This is a genomic window from Sphingomonas sp. UYP23, from assembly GCF_054059235.1.
Map to the genome: position 1 here is coordinate 2,521,725 of NZ_JBSSBX010000001.1, position 18,696 is coordinate 2,540,420.

Genomic DNA, 18,696 nt, shown 5'->3' on the forward strand with positions numbered 1-18,696 from the left:
AAGGAATGGCGGGCGTGGCAAAAAGGGTGCTCGTTGTCGAGGACAACGAACTCAACCTGAAACTTTTCTGCGACCTTCTGCGCGCGCATGAATATGCGACCGAAGGCGTGCGCGACGGGCGCGAGGCGGTAGTGCGTGCGCGCGCCTTCGCGCCCGATCTGATCGTGATGGACATCCAGTTGCCGCATGTCAGCGGCTACGAATTGATCCAGCAGTTGAAGGCCGATGCGGCCTTGCGCGCGATCCCGATCATGGCGGTGACCGCTTATGCCGGGCGCGAGGACGAGGAGCGGATCCGCGCGGTGGGGGCGGACGCGTACGTGTCGAAGCCGATCTCGCTGATGCGCTTCGTCGATTCGGTCGCGGCGCTGCTGTAGTTTCCAAGCCCCTCCCCTTCAGGGGAGGGGCTTTAGGAACGCGAAAAAGGCCGCCGGGCGAGTGCCCGCGGCCCTGATCGACGCAACCGGCCTTGCGGCCAGCGGCTTACTTGATCTTGGCTTCCTTGAACTCGACATGCTTGCGCACGACGGGGTCATACTTGCTGAAGCTCAGCTTCTCGGTCTTGGTGCGCGGGTTCTTCTTCGTGGTGTAGAAGAAGCCGGTGTCTGCCGTGCTGACGAGCTTGATCTTGACCGTGGTCGGCTTTGCCATGACCTGAATTCCTGTGATCTGAAAATGCAAAAGCGGCGAACGAGCCGCCGCTTGAAGCGTGTCCGATGGCGGAACAGGCCATGGATGTCAAGCGCGCGCAGCGATTCGTGCGCGGTTAAGCCGGTCTTTATGGCTTGCCGCTTAGCCTGTGCGGCGAAGGGGCAACAGCGTATGCACGCGGCATGTGGGGGAATCGATCGGAGCGAGCAAGGGCGCGGCGGGCGAGTCGTGCGATTCGCTCGGCGGAACGGATGATCGCATGGACGCGCTGATGGCCGCGCTCGTCGCGGCGCTGTTTACCCAGGCGAGCGATCGCACGCCGTGGACCGCGGCGCTGCTCGGCGATCGCTATCCGAGCAAGGCCGCCGTGATCGCCGCGGCCACGCTGGCGATCGCGCTCGGCAATGCGCTCGGCGTGGTCGGCGGGGTGATCGTCGCGCCGTTGCTTTCGCCCAATGCCCGCGACCTGTTGCTGGCGTTCGCGCTGCTCTCGGCCGGTGCATCGGGCTGCTGGCCACTCAAACCGGCCAAGCTGCGCGACTGGCGGGTCGGCGCGTTCGGGACGAGCCTGGTCGCGATCGGGATGCTCGGTTTCGGCGACCGGACGCAATTCATCACCGCCGCGCTCGCCGCGCGCAGTGCGACGCCGGCGCTTGCTGTGGTCGGCGCGACGCTCGGCGCGATGGTCGTGCTCGTGCCCGCGATCCTGCTGGGCACGCGCGGTTTGCGGAAGATTCCGGCCACCGCATTGCGGCTTGGCGCATCGGTCGGCTTGCTGATTTTCGGTGCCGTCCAAGGGCTTGGCGCGCTGCGGCTCATCTAGCGCGGCGATCGGTCTGATCGTATTTTTGCCGAGGCTGCAACGGAGCCATTCCGCTAGACGATCGTTGCTGCATCGAATCAACTTTCAGGAGTGCATCCCATGGCTGCCAAGGCGCTGAACACCCCGACCGACCTGCAGAGCAACGCGACCAAGACCGTCGCCGAGTCGCTCAATGGCATCCTCGCCGACTCGTTTGCCCTGTTCTTCAAGACCAAGAATTTCCACTGGCACATGTCGGGCCCGCATTTCCGCGACTATCACCTGCTGCTCGACGAGCAGGCCGCCGAAATCTTCGCCGGCACCGACGACATTGCCGAGCGCGTCCGCAAGACCGGCAACACCACGCTGCGCTCGATCGGCGACATTGCGCGGCATCAGACCGTCAAGGACAACGATGCCGATTTCGTCGCGCCTGCGGCGATGTTGAGCGAACTGCGCGACGACAATCTCAAGCTGGTCGAGGCGCTGCGCGAGGCAAAGGACATTGCCGACGATGCCAAGGACAATGCCACCAGCGCGATGATCGACGACTGGACCGATCAGGCCGAGCGCCGCGCCTGGTTCCTGTTCGAGACCGGCCGCGCGGCGTAACGGCTGCCGAGAGGACCGCATGACCTCCGCGTTCCGTCACCCCGGCACGAGGCCGGGGTGACGAATAGCGTGTCGTGCCGCATCCGACCCCAACCTTAATGAAAATCGTGACTGCGGACCGGAATGAGGTCCGCATCCGCCTTCCCCCCAGCGCGCGGCGGCCAGCTTTCCAAAGCGCGCTGCGCCGGAGGTTTCCAGTCGGGTTTGCGGTCGCGCGGGTCGATCGTGCCGCCATGCGTCGCGCCGTCGCCGGGCATGGTGAGCCGCGGCAGATCGAGATCGCCGATCTGGCGGAGCATTCCCGTCAGGTCGATGATGCGATCGGCGATGACGTGGATCGTCCCGCTCTCGCTTTGCACGCGCCCGCTGATGCCGAGCATCGCCGCGCCCATCACGACGCGGCGCTGCGCCTCGAAACGGTCGGGCCAGAGGATCGCATTGGCGATCCCGGTCTCGTCCTCGAGCGTGACGAACACCACGCCTTTCGCGCTGCCCGGACGCTGCCGCACTAGGATCAGCCCGGCGACCTCGACGCGGCTGCCATCCTTCATCCCGCGCAGGTCGCCGCAGCGCGTGACGCGCCGCCGGTCGAGCTCTCCGCGCAGGAAGCTCAGGGGATGCGCGCGCAACGACATCTGCGTCGCGCGATAATCCTCGACCACCTCGCGCCCGGCTGTGAGCGCGGTGAGCGTGACGCTCGGCTCGGTCGGCGATTCGATCGCGGCGAACAGCGGCAGCGGCTTTTGCCCCAACGCCTTGACCTCCCACAGCGCCTGGCGGCGATCGATCCCGAAGCCGTGGAAGCCGTCGGACTGCGCGATCTTTTCGAGCGTCAGCAGCGACACGCCCGCGCGGCGCCAGACATCCTCGATCGAACGGAACGCGCGCGCGCCGCGGGCGATGAGGATGCGGCCGGCTTCGGCGCCCGAGATGCCGAGGATGATGCGCAGGCCAAGGCGGAGGGGCAATGTCTCCCCTCCCGCTCGCGAGAGGGGAGGAAGGAGGATCGTATCCCATTCGCTGCGGTTGACGCACACCGGTTCGATCCGCACCCCATGTTCGCGCGCATCGCGCACGATTTGCGCCGGCGCGTAAAATCCCATCGGCTGCGCGTTGAGCAGCGCCGCGCAGAACACGTCGGGGTGGTGGCACTTCACCCAGCACGACGCATAGGCGATCTTCGCAAAACTCGCGGCATGGCTCTCGGGAAAGCCATAGCTGCCGAACCCCTCGATCTGCTTGACCAGCCGCTCGGCGAAATCGGGCGTGATGCGGTTCTTGAGCATGCCCGCAATCAATTTGTCGCGAAATTCGCCGACCCCGCCGGTGATCTTGAAGGTCGCCATCGCCTTGCGCAATTGATCGGCCTGGGTTGGGGAAAAACCCGCGCCGAGGATCGCCACCTGCATCGCCTGTTCCTGGAACAAGGGCACGCCCAGCGTCTTCTTGAGCACGCTTTTCAGCTTCGGACTGGGATATTCGATCTCGACCGCGTTGCGGCGCGCCTGCTCGCGCCGCTGAAGATAGGGATGCACCATGTCGCCCTGGATCGGCCCGGGCCGCACGATCGCGATCTGGATCGCGAGGTCGTAGAAATCGACCGGCAGCATCCGCGGCAGCATCGACATTTGCGCGCGGCTCTCGATCTGGAAGGTACCGAGCGTGTCCGCCTTTTGGATCATCCGATAGGTCGCCGGGTCCTCGCCCTGCAGCACGTCTGCCGCCATCGTGACGACCTGCCCCTTATGTTCGGCGAGCAGGCTGAACGCGCGGCGCAGGCAGCCAAGCATGCCGAGCCCGAGGATATCGACCTTCATGAAGCTCAGATATTCGATATCGGCCTTCTCCCATTCGATCACGCGGCGGTCGATCATCGCGGCGGGTTCGATCGGGATCAGCGTGTCGAGCCGGTCGCGCGTCAGCACGAAGCCGCCGGGATGCTGCGAGAGATGGCGTGGCGTGTTGATCAATTGCGTCGCGAGCTCGAGCGCCAGCGCAAGCCGCGGCTCGCGCGCATCGAGGTTGAGCGCGGCGACATGCTCTTCGGGCACGCCGTCGTTCGACCAGCCCCACACTTGCGCGGCGAGCGCCGCGGTCATGTCCTCGGGCAGCCCGAGCGCCTTGCCGACCTCGCGGATGCTGCCGCGCGAGCGATAGCGGCTGACCACCGCGGTCAGCGCGGCGTGCTGGTGGCCGTACGTCTGGTAGATCCACTGGATCACGTCCTCGCGGCGTTCATGCTCGAAATCGACGTCGATGTCGGGCGGCTCGTCGCGATCTTCGGAAAGGAAGCGTTCGAACAGCAATTGGTGCTTCACCGGGTCGATCGAGGTGATGCCGAGCACGAAGCAGATCACCGAATTCGCCGCCGAGCCGCGCCCCTGGCACAGAATGTCCTGGCTGCGCGCATATTGCACGATCGAATGGACCGTCAGGAAATAGGCGGCGTAGCGCCAATGGTGGACGAGCTTGAGCTCCTTGGTCAGCAAGCGGCGATAGCGCTCGCTCGGCCGCTTGCCCGCAAACCAGGTATTGAGCGCGCGCCACGCCATCTTCTCGAGCGACTTTTGCGGGCTGTGGGCGCGCATCACGCGTTCGTCGGGATATTGGTGGCGGAGTTCGCGCAGTGAAAAGGTACAGCGCTCGACGATCGCCTCGGACGCGGCGAGCGCTTGCGGGAGATGGCGGAAGCGCCGCAGCATTTCGTGCGCGGGCTTGAGATGGCGGTCGGCGCTGCGCTCGCGCCGAAAGCCGAGCTCGTCGATCGTACAGCGATTGCGGATCGCGGTGACGACGTCCTGCAGCATGCGCCGTGCCGGCGTGTCGTACAGCACGTCGCCGGTGGCGAGCGGGGTCAGGCCATAGTGCTGCGTCAGTTGTGATAGATCGTGGAGCCGCTGCGCATCGCCGGGGCGGCGGTGCTGCGTCAGGCAGACATGTCCGCGCGATCCGAACGCATCGGCCATCCAGCGCAAGGCGAGCGGATCGCCGTGATCGGCGAGCCCCGGCACCAGTGCCGCGACCAACCCGTCGGCATGTTCGGCAACGTCTTCCCAATGCAGGAAGCACTGCCCTTTCTCGCCCTTTTGCGGGTTCGCGCGGCCCTTGCCGAGCGTCAGCAGTTGCGTCAGCCGACTCCACGCCGCCCGGTCCTCGGGCCAGACGAGCAGCGATGTGCCATCGACCAGATCGAGCCGGCAGCCGACGACCGGGCGGATGTGCAGGTCGAAATGCTTGGCGAGCTCATCGCAGGCATAGAGCGCGCGCACGACCCCTCCGACCGAATTGCGGTCGGTAATGCCGAGCGCGGGCATGCCCATCAGCGCGGCGGCCTTGAACAGATCCTCGGGCGACGAAGCCCCGCGCAGGAAGCTGTAATGGCTCGTCACCTGGAGTTCGCACCACGTCATCCGAACGACCCATGCATGAACCAGGCGAGATCCCCCGTCTCTCCGCGCTCGCCATCGCCGCGGCGGAACAGCCAGAAACGATGCCCGGCCTCGTCCTCGACCTGGAAATAGTCACGCACGCTGTGCCGCTCGGTTCCGCGCTTCCACCATTCGCCGAGGATCCGCTCGGGCCCGTCGGCGCGCACAACGCGGTGTGCCATGCCGCGCCAGGTAAAGCGCTTGGGGGGCTGGTCGGGGAGTTCCGCCAGCACATGGTCGAGCAGTTCGGGGCGATGGAGGAGGCGCACCGGGCGCGGCCAGCGCGAGTCCCAGGGATGGAGCGCGACCGAGCGATCGAGCTGGCGGACATCGTCGGGCTTGAGCGCGGCGGCAGTGCGCGCCGGTGGGTCGAGCGGTGGGGCGGCGGCGATCGAGCGTTCGGGAACATCGCTCTCGACCGGTATCGTGCGCCACAGCGCCTGCATTCCGATCCGATTGGCGAGCGTGTCGATCAGTGGCGCAAGATCGGGCGCCTGCTCCTCGAGCGTCTCGGCAAAGGTCTCTGCGCCGAGTGGATCGGCGTGGCGGACGTGGAGCGCGAGCGCGTCGATGCCGTACCCCGGCGCGATCTCCTCGATCCGCCGCAGCGTCAGGCGCAGCAGATGCGCGCCGTCGCGCGTCGGGCGGGCGAGACCGATGCGCAGGCGCTGCGGCACGCCGTCGATCCGGTCGGCGACGAGCTCGACTGCGCGCGCGCCGAGCCCAGCCGCGCCGAGCGCGGTGACGAGCCGCGGCATCAACTGGCCGAGCCAATGTTCGATCGCTTCGGCAGTGGCGATCGGCTCGGCGAAGCGCTGCACCACGCCGATCGGCTCGGGGACGGGGACGGGGTTGAGCGGTTCGGGGAGTCGCCCGGTCGCCTGGTCGAGCCGTGCGACGAGCGCACCGCCGAAGCGCCGCGCGAGCGGGGCGCGGGGCAGCGCCGCGAGCTGGCCGATCGTCTCGATGCCGAGCCGCTTGAGCAGATCGATCGCGCGGCTGTCGAGCCGGAGCGCTCGGGTCGGGAGCGCGGCCAGTGCGTCGATGTGTCCAGCAGGGGACGCGATCGTATAGCCGTCGCCCCGGCGCAGGCCGGGGCCGTTGTGTTGTGGATCCGCGGGCTGTTCGACAACGGGCCGGCCCCGGCCTCCGGGGTCCCCACACAGTATTGCTTTGTGGCGTGCCTCTGCGCCCGGGCGACGGTGGGTGGCAAACCGCGCCAGCGCCCACGCCGCGCCCGGCGTATCCGCCACCGCGACGTGCGCGGTGAATCCGAGCCGCGCAAGAATGCGCACCATCCGCCGCACCATCTGCGCCTCGCCGCCGAACAGATGCGCCGTGCCGCTGATATCGAGGAACAGCCCGTCCTCGCCCGACAGCATCACGACCGGGCACCAGCGCCGCGCGGCGAGCGTCGCGAGGCGCAGCAGCGCGGCGCGGTCGCCCGCGGGATCGGCCGGGCGAATGTCGAGCTCGGGCACCAACGCACGCGCCTGCGTCACCGCCATGCCGGGCACGAGCCCAAGCGCGCGCGCGGCGGGGCAGGCGGCGGCGATGACGATCTGATTGCCGGATTGGATGCTTGTGATGCGGGGGGTGGCGGGCGGTTTTGCTACACTGTCTTTCGCCATCTCCGCGTTGTGCCGACGTTCACCCGTCACCGCACCCTGCCGCCCGAGCGGAGGCATGGAACCCGGCACAGGGCCGGGGTGACGGAGGGGGGGAGCAATATGCGCTGCCGCTTTCCCTCCCCTCCCTGGAAGGGAGGGGTTGGGGGTCGGTCGGCCCGTGGCGGCGGATGCTCTCTCCCTAGGCCGACCCACCCCCAGCCCCTCCCTTTCAGGGAGGGGAGAGGCGGCGCGTACGACGCTACCCGCCCGCGCATCCCGCAGCGGTGTCCGCCCCTCGTCGGGCGGCATCGCCTTGAACGGATGCGGCGCAGCCTCGCTCACGCGTCCGGCGCTGCGATGGCGCGCGTTCGCATCGAGTTCCCCGCTCCGCGCCCAGCGCGCACCCGGCCGCCAGCCGCCACCGCGCGGCACCGAGCATGCCACCGCCTGCTCGCGCGCGACGGCCTCGGCGAGACCCTGCGGATCTACCGCCGCACCCTCAAGCGGCGCGGCTGAGCGCTCGGCCTGCGCCAGCCGTTCGATCGACCAGTCGGGCAGGTAGAGCGAGGCGACCCGTTTCATCGCATGCCTCCATCATCCATTCGGCGGATTCGCCGCCGCGTTGGCGGACCAATTCCACCTGCCATCGCGCCCGCCCGACGCCCGCATCGCCGACTGGCAGTGGCGTCGAGGGCGCCGACGCAATCCGCCAGCGTGTCATCGCCGCCGATGGGACGGCGAGCGGGTTGCCGCCGCCTTTGTCGTTGAGGGCCCGCGCGTGGCGCTTCATCAGCAGCGCGATCGTCTTCCCGCCCTCCGCCGCCAGCTGGAGTCGCCGCGTATTGGGCATCGCCGCGCGCTTGACCTCGCCGACCACCGCGCCGAGCCCGCGATGCCGCAAACCCTCCTCCATCAGCGCGAGCAGTTCGGCATCGTCGGCCGCCTCGGCATAGATCAGCCGCCCCGGCGCAAGCCCCGCCTGGTACAATCCGGGGGCGAACAGGTCGCGCCGCCGCACGACCCACAGCACCGGACCCCAGGCGCGCGCGGCAATTCCCGCCATGAACAGCGTTGCCGCGGCATCGTCCGACGGGGCGGGGCTGGAGGCGGAAATCTCGTGGAGCGAATCGAGCCGCAGCCCTCCGGGTGCCAGCCGCTCGTCGATCGACGCGATCCCGAACGGTAGCACGGGTCGCCGACGCAGCCCGTCGCTTTCGACCTTCTTGAGACTTTCGCGAAGCTCGGCGATGATGGCAGGACAGGACACGGGCACGACTCACTTGAAGCATCGTTCCTATTTTGTTCTCTTTGCCGCTGCCGAGTCAAGCTGGTCCGTCACCTCCACACGACGGGTCGTCGCATTCCTTGCAAAACGCCCCCTCGCCAAGCGCGTTGAAATTTTATAACAAGGCCGAAAGAACGATTCCGCCTGTCGGTCACAAGCCAGGCATGCCGTTGTGGAGAGTATATGGCGACCGACCGAGTCCCCGATCACCTGAAGCCCAATCTTGCGCCGCTGTCGCTGTACGTGCCTGAACCCAAGTTCCGGCCGGGCGATGCGGTTGATTTCACGCAGGTGCCGATCCCGCCCGCCGGGCAGGCGCGGCGGCCAGATCCCGCCGACGCTGCCGACAGCTTCATCGATCTGGCGTTCGATCTCGTCCGCGTACTCGACGACGATGGCCAGGCGGTCGGCCCGTGGAATCCGCGCCTCTCGCCCGATACGCTGCGCGCGATGCTGCGCAGCATGGCGCTGGTCCGCGCGTTCGACGAGCGCATGTTCCGCGCGCAACGTCAGGGCAAGACGAGCTTCTACATGAAGTGCACCGGCGAGGAAGCGGTCTCGGTCGCCGCCGCGCATGCGCTCGATTACGAAGACATGTGCTTCCCGTCGTACCGCCAGCAGGGCCTGCTGATCGCGCGCGGCTGGTCGATGGTCGACATGATGAACCAGATCTATTCGAACACCGCCGACCGGTTGCAGGGCAAGCAATTGCCGATCATGTATTCGGTGAAAGAGGCCGGCTTCTTCTCGATCTCGGGCAACCTCACCACGCAATATCCGCAAGCCGTCGGCTGGGCGATGGCAAGCGCGGCCAAGGGCGATACGCGGATCGCCGCGACGTGGTGCGGCGACGGATCGACCGCAGAGGGCGATTTCCACTCGGCCTGCACCTTCGCCAGCGTCTATCGCGCGCCCGTCATCTTCAACGTCGTCAACAATCAGTGGGCGATTTCGAGCTTCTCGGGATTTGCCGGCGCCGAATCGACGACCTTTGCGGCGCGCGCGGTCGGCTATGGCATCGCGGGCTTACGCGTCGACGGCAACGATGCGCTCGCGGTCTATGCCGCGACCTTGTGGGCCGCCGAGCGCGCGCGGACCAACCAGGGGCCGACGCTGATCGAGCATTTCACCTATCGCGCCGAGGGCCATTCGACCTCGGACGATCCGGGCCAGTATCGCTCGGCCGGCGAGCCGACCGCCTGGCCGCTCGGCGATCCGATCAAGCGCCTCAAGGACCATCTCGTCGCGCTCGGCGAATGGGACGACGAGCGCCATGCGGCGCAGGACAAGGACCTCGCCGAGCAGGTCAAGCGCGCGCAGAAGGATGCCGAGGCGAACGGCGTGCTCGGCCATGGTTTGCACCAGCCGCTCGATACCTTGTTCGACGGCGTGTTCGAGGGAAATGCCGTGGCACTTACGCGAGCAACAGGCGCAGATGATCGCCGAGGAAACCGCGAGCGGCCGTCCGTGGGCGCGGAAAGCATGAGCGCGTCACCCAGCATCGTCATCCCCGCGAAGGCGGGGATCCATTCGTCTTGTCGTGGCGATGAAGTGCAACCGCTGTGTTTATGGATTCCCGCCTGCGCGGGAATGACGGAGTTTTGTCGATGACCGACACAGATACCGACACCCGTGTCGCCGCGGACGACACCGGCGGACCCTCCACCCGCATGAACATGATCCAGGCGATCAACTCCGCCATGGACGTGATGATGGGCCGCGACCCCGACGTGATCGTAATGGGCGAGGATGTCGGCTATTTCGGCGGCGTGTTCCGCGCGACCGCCGGGCTCCAGGCGAAATACGGCAAGACGCGCGTGTTCGACACGCCGATCAGCGAATGCGGCATCATCGGTGTCGCGGTCGGGATGGGCGCGTACGGCCTGCGCCCGGTCCCTGAGATCCAGTTCGCCGATTACATCTACCCCGCGCTCGACCAACTCGTGTCCGAGGCGGCGCGGCTGCGTTATCGCTCGGCGGGCGAATTCACCGCGCCGATCACGGTGCGCTCGCCGTTCGGCGGCGGCATCTTCGGCGGGCAGACGCACAGCCAGAGCCCGGAAGGGATCTTCACGCACATCTCGGGCGTGAAGACGGTGATCCCGTCGACGCCGTACGACGCCAAGGGCCTGCTGATCGCGGCGATCGAGGACAATGATCCGACGATCTTCTTCGAGCCCAAGCGCATCTACAACGGCCCGTTCGACGGCCATTGGGACAAGCCGACGCAGAACTGGTCGCAGCATCCCGCGGGCGACGTGCCGACCGGATACTATAAGATCGAGCTCGGCAAGGCGAAGGTCGTGCGCCCCGGCGAGGCGCTGACCGTGCTCGTCTACGGCACGATGGTGCATGTCGCGCTCGCGGTGATGGAAGAGGCGGGCGTCGACGCCGAGGTGATCGACCTGCGCACGCTCGTGCCGCTCGACATCGCGACGATCGAGGCGTCGGTCAAGAAGACCGGGCGCTGCATGATCGTGCACGAAGCGACGCGCACGAGCGGCTTTGGTGCCGAGCTGTCGGCGCTGGTGCAGGAGCGCTGCTTCTACCATCTCGAAGCCCCGATCGAGCGCGTGACGGGCTTCGACACGCCGTACCCGCACAGCCTCGAATGGGCGTATTTCCCGGGCCCCGTCCGCATCGGCGAGGCGCTCAAGAAGATCATGAAGGACGCATAATGGCGCGTTTTACGTTCAAGCTGCCCGACATTGGCGAAGGCATTTCCGAGGCCGAGATCGTGGCGTGGCACGTCGCGGTCGGGGACCGGATCGAGGAAGACCAGCAGGTCGCCGACATGATGACCGACAAGGCGACGGTCGAGATGGAGTCCCCCGTCTCGGGCGTGGTGGTCGAGCTCGCGGGCGAAGTCGGCGACCAGGTGTCGATCGGCGCGGCGCTGGTGGTGATCGAGACCGATGCGGTCGATTTTGGCGCTGAGGAAGCGCCCGCGTTGCGGGATGACGCGCCTGCCGAGCTGAAGGCTGCGCCAGCGTCGGCCGAGCAGGTCGAGGTCGCGCAGCAATATGAAGCCGAGAACCCCGGCGTGGAGGAGGTGGTCGAGCCGCAAGCGCAACCGACTTCCCTCCCGCTTGCGGGAGGGTCTGGGGGTGGGCCCGCGCCATCACCGGTCGCTAACGTCGACAGCGCGAGCCCACCCCCAACCCCTCCCGCAAGCGAGAGGGGAGCAGAAAAAGCGCTCGCCTCCCCCGCGGTCCGCGCGCGCGCGGCGGATCTCGGCATCGACCTCGCGCAGGTAAAGACCGAGTCCGACCGCGTCCGCCACAGCGATCTCGACGCCTTCCTCCGCTATGGCCAGGGCCAGGGCTATCACACCCCCTACGCCAGCAACGCCCGCCCCGACGAGCCGATCAAGGTCATCGGCATGCGCCGCCGCATCGCCGAGAACATGGCGGCGTCGAAGCGTGCGATCCCGCATTTCACCTATGTCGACGAGATCGACGTTACCGCGCTCGAGGCGATGCGCGCCGATCTCAACGGCGCGCGCTGCAACCGCCCCAAACTGACGATGCTCCCGTTGCTGATCGCCGCGATCTGCAAGACGATCCCCGCCTTCCCGATGATCAACGCGCGCTACGATGACGAGGCCGGAGTCGTCACCCGGCACGGCGCGGTGCACCTCGGCATGGCGACGCAGACCGATGCGGGCCTCACCGTTCCCGTCATTCGCGATGCACAGGACCGCAACGTCTGGCAGCTCGCGAGCGAAATCCTGCGCCTCGCCGAGGCCGCGCGCGCCAACAAGCTCACGCCGCAGGAAATGGGCGGCGGCACGCTGACCGTCACCTCGCTCGGCCCGCTTGGCGGGATCGCGACGACGCCCGTCATCAACCGCCCCGAAGTCGCGATCATCGGCCCCAACAAGATCGTCGAGCGTCCCGTGTTTGTCGGCGATGAGATCGTCCGCGCGAAGCTGATGAACCTGTCGATCAGCTGCGATCACCGCGTCGTCGATGGCTGGGATGCGGCAAGCTTCGTCCAGGCGCTCAAGCGCTATCTCGAAACCCCGGTATTGCTGTTCGCCGATTAACCGCGCAGCGCCGATCGTCTCCGAAGCAGCGCTTTCGGAGCGAGCCGGTTCGAGCGCGCGGCGTCGCGGTTCGGCACAAGCGCCTCCGCCGCCGGCGGGGGCGGGGCGTCGTCGCCGCGCAGATTGACCGCGACCGTGCCCGGGCCGAACCGCTTGGCATGGTCGCGGACTTCGGCGAAGCAGGCGGGCAACGTCGCATGTCGCGCCCCCTGCGCAGACAAGTTCGAGTCGCCCTCGAATCGGCGCCAAGTCCATTCGGAAGATGTCAAAGACATTTCCGATGGGACCAGAATAACCTCATAGCGTGCGCTGTCGGACATATCTTCAGAACGGGTCACGCAAGGGGCTGTTCCGCAAACGAAGCAATCCTAACATACATCAAACAGATAAGGGCATGCGAAAAACTGTAACATTGTCTTCGATATCATCTCGCTGTGCCGCCTTTTTCTTCCCAAGGAATTGAAAAGCGGTCGTGTTCGAAGCGCCCCTAACGCCTCTAGACGATTTCGAACAGCCCGGCCGCGCCCATTCCTCCCGCAGTACACATCGACACCACGACCCAGCGCACGCCGCGCTTGCGGCCTTCGATCAACGCGTGCCCGACCAGGCGGCTGCCGGTCATGCCGAAGGGATGCCCGATCGCGATCGCTCCACCATTCACATTATACCGCTCGGGATCGATCCCGAGCGTGTCGCGGCAATAAAGACATTGCGACGCGAACGCCTCATTCAATTCCCACAGCCCGATATCGTCGACCGACAGGCCCGCGCGCGCGAGCAACTTGGGGATCGCGAAGACCGGGCCGATCCCCATCTCGTCGGGCGCGCACCCCGCCGCCTGGAAGCCGCGATAGAGGCCGAGCACGTCGCGCCCCTCGGCCTTGGCGGTGGCATGGTCCATCACGATCTGCGCCGCGGCGCCGTCGGACAATTGGCTGGCATTGCCCGCGGTGACGTTTGCGCCGGGGCCCGAGAAGTCGCCGCCCGGCCATACGGTCTTGAGGCCCGCCAACGCTTCTGCGGTCGTACCTGCGCGGATGCCCTCGTCCTGCGACAGCGTGACCGTCTCGCTGCCGGTGCGCACGCCGCTCTTGTCGAACAGCGCCTTCTCGACCGTGATCGGCGCGATCTCCTCGACGAACGCGCCCGTCTCGAGCCCGCGCGCCGCGCGCTGCTGGCTCATCGCGGCATAGGCGTCCTGCGATTCGCGACTGATTCGGTAGCGCTCGGCAACGATCTCGGCGGTTTCGATCATCGGGATATACGCGGCGGGTTGCTGCGCGATCACCGATTCGTTGACGAAGCGCGGCGCGTCCTTGGTCACGGTCAGGCTGACCGACTCCATCCCGCCGGCCAGCGCGACGTCGATCTCGTCGCAGAGGATCGAACGCGCGGCGAGCGCGATCGCGGTCAGTCCGGAGCCGCATTTGCGATCCAGCGTAAAGGCCGGGACCGTTTCGGGCAGGCCGGCGGCGAAGGTCGCCATCCGCCCGGCATTGCCGCCCTGGCTGCCCCATTGATTACCGACCCCCCAGAAGATTTCGTCGATCCGCGCCGGGTCGATCCCCGCGCGCGCGACCGCGGCGTTCATCACATGCGCCGCGAGCACCGGCGCCTCGGTCGCGTTGAAGGCGCCGCGATAGGCCTTTCCGATCGGCGTACGGGCAGTGGAGACGATCGCAGCTTCACGCATGATGGGACCTTTCGAGGATCGGGTATGGCGGTCAGCCTAGGATTGCGCGCCGTGCGGGGCAAGGCCGGGTTGTCGCTTGCGGAACCCCAGCGCCGCGCGCATGTTGAGGGACGATGCGCGCTTTTGCCGACCTTCTCGACCGGCTGATCTACACCCGCTCACGCAATGCGAAGCTCAAGCTGATCACCGATTATCTGCGCGCCACGCCCGATCCCGATCGGGGCTGGGCGATGGCGGCGCTGACCGGCGAACTCGACCTGCCCGGCGTCAAGCCGGCGCTGATCCGCACGCTGATCGAACAGCGCGTCGATCCCGTGCTGTTCCGCATGAGTCGCGACTATGTCGGCGACACCGCCGAGACCGTCGCCCTGCTCTGGCCGACCCCGCCGATGGCACCAGACCCCGAACCCTTGTCGATCGCACAGGCGGTCGATCGTCTCTCGGCGCTGTCGCGCTCGGATGCGCCGGCGGCGCTCGCCGCGATGCTCGATCGGCTCGATTCGGACGAGCGTTTCGCGCTCCTCAAGATGGCGACGGGCGCCTTGCGGATCGGCGTGTCGTCGCGGCTCGCCAAGACCGCGCTTGCGAACGGCTTCGATCTCGATGTCGAGGCGGTGGAGGAAGTGTGGCACGGCATCGCGCCGCCCTACACCGCTTTGTTCGACTGGGCCGAGGGGCGGGGCGCCCAGCCGACCGCGGCCGACGTGCCTGTGTTCCGCCCGTTCATGCTCGCGCACCCGCTCGAGGAGCTGCGCGTCGATCTCAAGGACTATGCCGCCGAGTGGAAATGGGACGGGATCCGCGTCCAGATCGTCCATGTCGCGGGCACGACGCGGCTCTACAGCCGCACCGGCGACGACGTGACCGCGAGCTTCCCCGAAGTCGCGCGCGATTTTACCACCCCCGGCGTGCTCGACGGCGAGCTGATGGTGAAGGGCGATGCACAAGGCTCGGCCACCGAGGAAGGCGGCGCGGCCAGCTTCCACGCGTTGCAGCAGCGGTTGGGGCGCAAGGTCGTCTCGGCGAAGATGCTTGCCGAGGCGCCGGCGTTCGTGCGGCTCTACGATATCCTTTTCGATGGCGACGAGGACCTGCGCGGCCTGCCGTGGGAACAGCGCCGAGTCCGGCTCGAGGCGTTCGCCGCGCGGCTCGATTCCGAGCGGTTCGATCTCAGCACGGTGATTGCCGCGGAGGATTTCACCGCACTCGAAGGCATCCGCGCTGGCGCCCGCGATGCGGCGATCGAGGGCGTGATGCTCAAACGCCGCGACTCGACCTATGTCGGCGGGCGCAAGACCGGGCTGTGGTACAAATGGAAGCGCGACCCGCTCACCGCCGATTGCGTGATGATGTACGCGCAGCGCGGGTCGGGGCGCCGCTCGTCCTTCTATAGCGACTATACCTTCGGCTGCTGGACCGCGGACGGCACCTTGCTCCCGGTCGGCAAGGCCTATTCGGGGATCACCGACGAGGAGCTCAAAAGGCTCGACCAGTTCGTGCGCAACCATACCACCGGGCGGTTCGGCCCGGTGCGCGAGGTCGAGAAGACGCTCGTGCTCGAAATCGCGTTCGATTCGATCCACCCGTCGAAGCGCCATAAATCGGGCGTGGCGATGCGGTTCCCGCGCATCTCGCGGATCCGCACCGACAAGCCTGCGGCCGAAGCCGATACGGTGGCGGCGCTCGAGCGACTGATCAGCTGAGACACGTCTGCCATGACCGAGCGTTGACGCTTCACCGCTGGCGCATAGCGGCCTAGGATCGCGCGCATGACCGAACTCCGCACGCTGTACCCCGAAATCGAACCTTACGAGACGGGCATGCTGGATGTCGGCGACGGCCATACGCTTTATTACGAGCGGAGCGGCACGCCCGGCGCGACGCCTGCCGTCTTCCTCCATGGCGGCCCCGGCGGCGGCATTTCGCCGAGCCATCGCCGGCTGTTCGATCCGGCGCGCTACGACGTCTTGTTGTTCGACCAGCGGGGCTGCGGGCGCTCGGTGCCGCATGCGGCGCTTGATGCGAACACGACCTGGCATCTCGTCGCTGATATCGAGCGGCTGCGCATGCTCGTCGGGGTCGAACGCTGGCTGGTGTTCGGTGGCTCGTGGGGCTCGACGCTCGCGCTGGCCTATGCCGAGACGCACCCGACGCGCGTCACCGCGCTGATCCTGCGCGGCATCTATACCGCGACGCCGGCCGAACTTGCCTGGTACTATCAGTTCGGCGTGTCGGAGATGTTCCCCGACAAGTGGGCGGGCTTCGTTGCGCCGATCCCCGAGGCAGAGCGCGGCGACATGATCCGGGCCTATCGCCGCCTGCTGACCGGCGACGACGAGCCGGCCAAGCTCGAAGCCGCCAAGGCGTGGACGATCTGGGAGGGCGAGACGATCACGCTGCTGCCCGACCCGGCGATGCGCGATGCGTTCCAGGATGGACATTTCGCGCTCGCCTTCGCGCGGATCGAGAACCATTTCTTCGCGCACAATGCCTGGCTCGAGGACGGACAGTTGCTGCGCGACGCCTGGCGGCTGGCCGGGATTCCGGGGACGATCGTGCATGGCCGCTACGACATGCCGTGTCCCGCGCGCTACGCCTATGCTCTGCACCAGGCGTGGCCCGAGGCCGATTTCCACCTGATCGAGGGGGCGGGGCACGCCTATAGCGAGCCCGGCATCCTCGACCAATTGATCCGCGCGACCGATCGGTTCGCCGGGGGCTGAGCGAGGGCCTTACAGGCATCCCGGCGAAAGCGGGGATCCCGCTGGCTCGCCCGAGTCGGGGCAAAGCAGCGGGACCCTTGCATTCGCGAGGTGACGATGGCGAAGGCTTATCCCACCCAGCTCGCCAGCCAGTCCGACAGTGCCTGCGGGCTGAGCGTGCGGGCGTCGGCGAGCGCGGCGGTGCGGCCGGGATTTTTCAGCGCGTCGGTCTTCGGATCGACGATCAGCACGCTCGGCACGCCGCCGCCGAAATGGTCCTTGAGACCGTATTTCGCCGCGACATCGAGGTTCTTGTCGAAGCGGCCGACATCGACCGTGACGATCTCGTACTTCCTGGCGAGAAATTCGCGCAGGCCCGGCAATTCCATCGTCCCCGCAAGCAGGCGGCAATCGAGGCACCAGTTGCCACCCAGGTCGATCAGCAGCAGCTTGTGCTGTGCCTTCGCGCGCGCGCGCGCCGCGGCGACCTGCGTCTTGGCGTTCGCGGTCTCGTCATACGGCAGCGGGAGCGGGGTCTTGAGCTGCGCGAAGCTCGCCGCGGCGACCTTGGGGCCGGGTGCGGCGAGCGCGGGGGCGGCGAAGGTGAGGGCGATCGCGGCAAGGGCTAGGCGCATATATCGTCTTTCTAGTGCTTCCACGGCGTAGGCCGGGGCCCAGGAGTGGGCGGGCGGTTGAGCGATGTTCCCCAGGTAACGCCCATCGGCGCAACTGGGGCCCGGTCTTCGCCGGGGTGGTGCAGAAAGTAGGCGACACGCCCCGTGGCGCACACAAAGAAAAACCCGGCAGGCCTAAAGGCCCACCGGGTCTATCTCGTTAGCGTCGGACGAAAGCGGTTAGGCGATCGACGTCAGGTTCACTGCAGCCATCTTGCCGCGACGATCGACTTCGAGTTCGAACTCGAGCCGGTCGCCTTCGTTGAGCGAGGTCATGCCGCCACGCTCGACAGCCGAGATGTGCACGAACGCGTCGGGCTGGCCGTCATCGCGCTGAATGAAGCCGAAGCCCTTCATCGCGTTGAAGAACTTGACCGTGCCGGTTGCCTTCTCGCCGGTCAGCTGGCGCTGCGGCGCACCACCGGGAGCGGCGCCACGCGGGCCACCCGGAGCAGCGTCACGCTCGCGCGGCGGGCCGCGGTCGGTGACGGCCATCGGCTCGCCGTCGATCTTGAGATCGGTCGCCGAGATGCGGCCGCCGCGATCGACGAGAGTGAAGCCGAGCGGCTGGCCCTCTGCGAGACCGGTCAGGCCGGCCTGCTCGACCGCCGAGATGTGCACGAACACGTCCTCGCCGCCATCGTCGCGAACGACGAAGCCGAAGCCCTTTTGCCCGTTGAAGAATTTTACGACGCCAGTGCCTTCACCGACAACCTGCGGGGGCATGCCACGGCCACCGCCGCCGCCTGCGCCACCGCCGCCGAAGCCGCCGCCACCGCCGCTGCGGAAACCGCCGCCGCCGCCGCCGCCGCCGAAGCGATCGCCGCCGCCACCGCCGAAGCGATCGCCACCGCCACCGAAGCGATCACCGCCGCCGCCGAAACGATCGCCACCGCCGCCGAAGCCGCCGTCGAAGCCGCCGCTATCGCCGAAACCGTCGCGCTTGTCGCGCCCGCGCCCGCCACGATCGCCGCGGCGTCCTTTATCGAAACTCATGCCCTGTTCGTCTTCCCGGTTCGTCCGACATCGATATCGCAACCGTTGCGTCGGACGAAAGACGCAGGGTTTCGGCACCAAACCAATCGTGCCATCGAATCGTGTAACGCAAATTGGCAAGCGCTGCGAATGAATTCGTCCAAAATACGGCACGAATCACACGCTTCTTGCGCGGATGTGGCAAGCACGGCACAG

Annotated in this window: 15 protein-coding genes and 1 pseudogene; 8 read left to right on the forward strand and 8 right to left on the reverse strand. The window is 67.2% G+C overall.

Annotated features, from left to right (window positions below):
- The first annotated feature begins 14 nt into the window (after window positions 1-14).
- The gene (locus ACVWYO_RS12465) at window positions 15-377 is read left to right on the forward strand and encodes a response regulator (protein ID WP_140852274.1); all 363 of its coding nucleotides are present in this window, start codon (window positions 15-17) and stop codon (window positions 375-377) included.
- A gap of 106 nt (window positions 378-483) precedes the next feature.
- Here the strand turns inward: ACVWYO_RS12465 and rpmG are convergent, their stop codons facing one another.
- On the reverse strand, window positions 484-651 hold the full coding sequence (gene rpmG / locus ACVWYO_RS12470; RefSeq protein ID WP_010162189.1) for a 50S ribosomal protein L33: 168 nt from the start codon (window positions 649-651) through the stop codon (window positions 484-486).
- A 259-nt stretch (window positions 652-910) separates the two neighbouring features.
- Here rpmG and ACVWYO_RS12475 point away from each other — a divergent pair, with 259 nt between their 5' ends.
- Both ACVWYO_RS12475 and ACVWYO_RS12480 read left to right on the forward strand, forming a co-directional pair.
- Complete coding sequence (locus ACVWYO_RS12475) at window positions 911-1,474, forward strand: TMEM165/GDT1 family protein (protein ID WP_457351203.1); 564 nt, start codon at window positions 911-913, stop codon at window positions 1,472-1,474.
- Between the two features lie 99 nt (window positions 1,475-1,573).
- A complete protein-coding gene (locus tag ACVWYO_RS12480; RefSeq protein WP_457351205.1) occupies window positions 1,574-2,065 on the forward strand; it encodes a Dps family protein in 492 nt (163 codons plus the stop codon).
- 95 nt (window positions 2,066-2,160) lie between these two features.
- Here the strand turns inward: ACVWYO_RS12480 and ACVWYO_RS12485 are convergent, their stop codons facing one another.
- Genes ACVWYO_RS12485 through ACVWYO_RS12495 form a run of 3 tightly spaced genes read right to left on the reverse strand, consistent with a single transcriptional unit; the run spans window position 2,161 to window position 8,370 of the window.
- The gene (locus ACVWYO_RS12485) at window positions 2,161-5,475 is read right to left on the reverse strand and encodes an error-prone DNA polymerase (protein WP_457351207.1); all 3,315 of its coding nucleotides are present in this window, start codon (window positions 5,473-5,475) and stop codon (window positions 2,161-2,163) included.
- Complete coding sequence (locus ACVWYO_RS12490; RefSeq protein WP_457351209.1) at window positions 5,472-7,685, reverse strand: Y-family DNA polymerase; 2,214 nt, start codon at window positions 7,683-7,685, stop codon at window positions 5,472-5,474. The genes ACVWYO_RS12485 and ACVWYO_RS12490 overlap by 4 nt, the downstream gene beginning before the upstream one ends.
- On the reverse strand, window positions 7,603-8,370 hold the full coding sequence (locus ACVWYO_RS12495; protein ID WP_457351211.1) for an ImuA family protein: 768 nt from the start codon (window positions 8,368-8,370) through the stop codon (window positions 7,603-7,605). The genes ACVWYO_RS12490 and ACVWYO_RS12495 overlap by 83 nt, the downstream gene beginning before the upstream one ends.
- A 201-nt stretch (window positions 8,371-8,571) precedes the next feature.
- Here ACVWYO_RS12495 and ACVWYO_RS12500 point away from each other — a divergent pair.
- The 3 genes and pseudogenes from ACVWYO_RS12500 to ACVWYO_RS12510 all read left to right on the forward strand — a co-directional run bounded on the left by ACVWYO_RS12500 (window position 8,572) and on the right by ACVWYO_RS12510 (window position 12,436).
- Window positions 8,572-9,874: pseudogene (locus ACVWYO_RS12500) on the forward strand (thiamine pyrophosphate-dependent enzyme).
- Between the two features lie 184 nt (window positions 9,875-10,058).
- Window positions 10,059-11,066, forward strand: a complete 1,008-nt coding sequence (locus ACVWYO_RS12505; protein WP_332792790.1) for an alpha-ketoacid dehydrogenase subunit beta — start codon at window positions 10,059-10,061, stop codon at window positions 11,064-11,066.
- Window positions 11,066-12,436 (forward strand): dihydrolipoamide acetyltransferase family protein, encoded by a 1,371-nt coding sequence (locus ACVWYO_RS12510; protein WP_457351213.1) that lies wholly within the window; start codon window positions 11,066-11,068, stop codon window positions 12,434-12,436. The genes ACVWYO_RS12505 and ACVWYO_RS12510 overlap by 1 nt, the downstream gene beginning before the upstream one ends.
- Here the strand turns inward: ACVWYO_RS12510 and ACVWYO_RS12515 are convergent.
- On the reverse strand, window positions 12,433-12,627 hold the full coding sequence (locus ACVWYO_RS12515; protein ID WP_457351215.1) for a hypothetical protein: 195 nt from the start codon (window positions 12,625-12,627) through the stop codon (window positions 12,433-12,435). The genes ACVWYO_RS12510 and ACVWYO_RS12515 overlap by 4 nt on opposite strands.
- 305 nt (window positions 12,628-12,932) lie before the next feature.
- Window positions 12,933-14,129: an acetyl-CoA C-acyltransferase gene (locus tag ACVWYO_RS12520; RefSeq protein WP_457351217.1), complete on the reverse strand. Its 1,197-nt coding sequence runs from the start codon at window positions 14,127-14,129 to the stop codon at window positions 12,933-12,935.
- Between the two features lie 113 nt (window positions 14,130-14,242).
- Here ACVWYO_RS12520 and ACVWYO_RS12525 point away from each other — a divergent pair, with 113 nt between their 5' ends.
- Window positions 14,243-15,832, forward strand: coding sequence for a cisplatin damage response ATP-dependent DNA ligase (locus tag ACVWYO_RS12525; protein ID WP_457351219.1), 1,590 nt, complete (start codon window positions 14,243-14,245; stop codon window positions 15,830-15,832).
- 66 nt (window positions 15,833-15,898) lie between these two features.
- Window positions 15,899-16,852 carry a prolyl aminopeptidase gene (gene pip / locus ACVWYO_RS12530; RefSeq protein ID WP_457351221.1) on the forward strand — a complete coding sequence of 318 codons (954 nt, stop codon included), beginning with the start codon at window positions 15,899-15,901 and terminating at the stop codon, window positions 16,850-16,852.
- A gap of 107 nt (window positions 16,853-16,959) precedes the next feature.
- On the opposite strand, the gene ACVWYO_RS12535 is transcribed toward pip, so the two are convergent.
- Both ACVWYO_RS12535 and ACVWYO_RS12540 read right to left on the reverse strand, forming a co-directional pair.
- Window positions 16,960-17,466: a thioredoxin family protein gene (locus ACVWYO_RS12535; RefSeq protein WP_457351223.1), complete on the reverse strand. Its 507-nt coding sequence runs from the start codon at window positions 17,464-17,466 to the stop codon at window positions 16,960-16,962.
- Window positions 17,467-17,685: 219 nt separating this feature from the next.
- Window positions 17,686-18,501: a cold-shock protein gene (locus tag ACVWYO_RS12540; RefSeq protein WP_457351225.1), complete on the reverse strand. Its 816-nt coding sequence runs from the start codon at window positions 18,499-18,501 to the stop codon at window positions 17,686-17,688.
- Window positions 18,502-18,696: the final 195 nt, after the last annotated feature.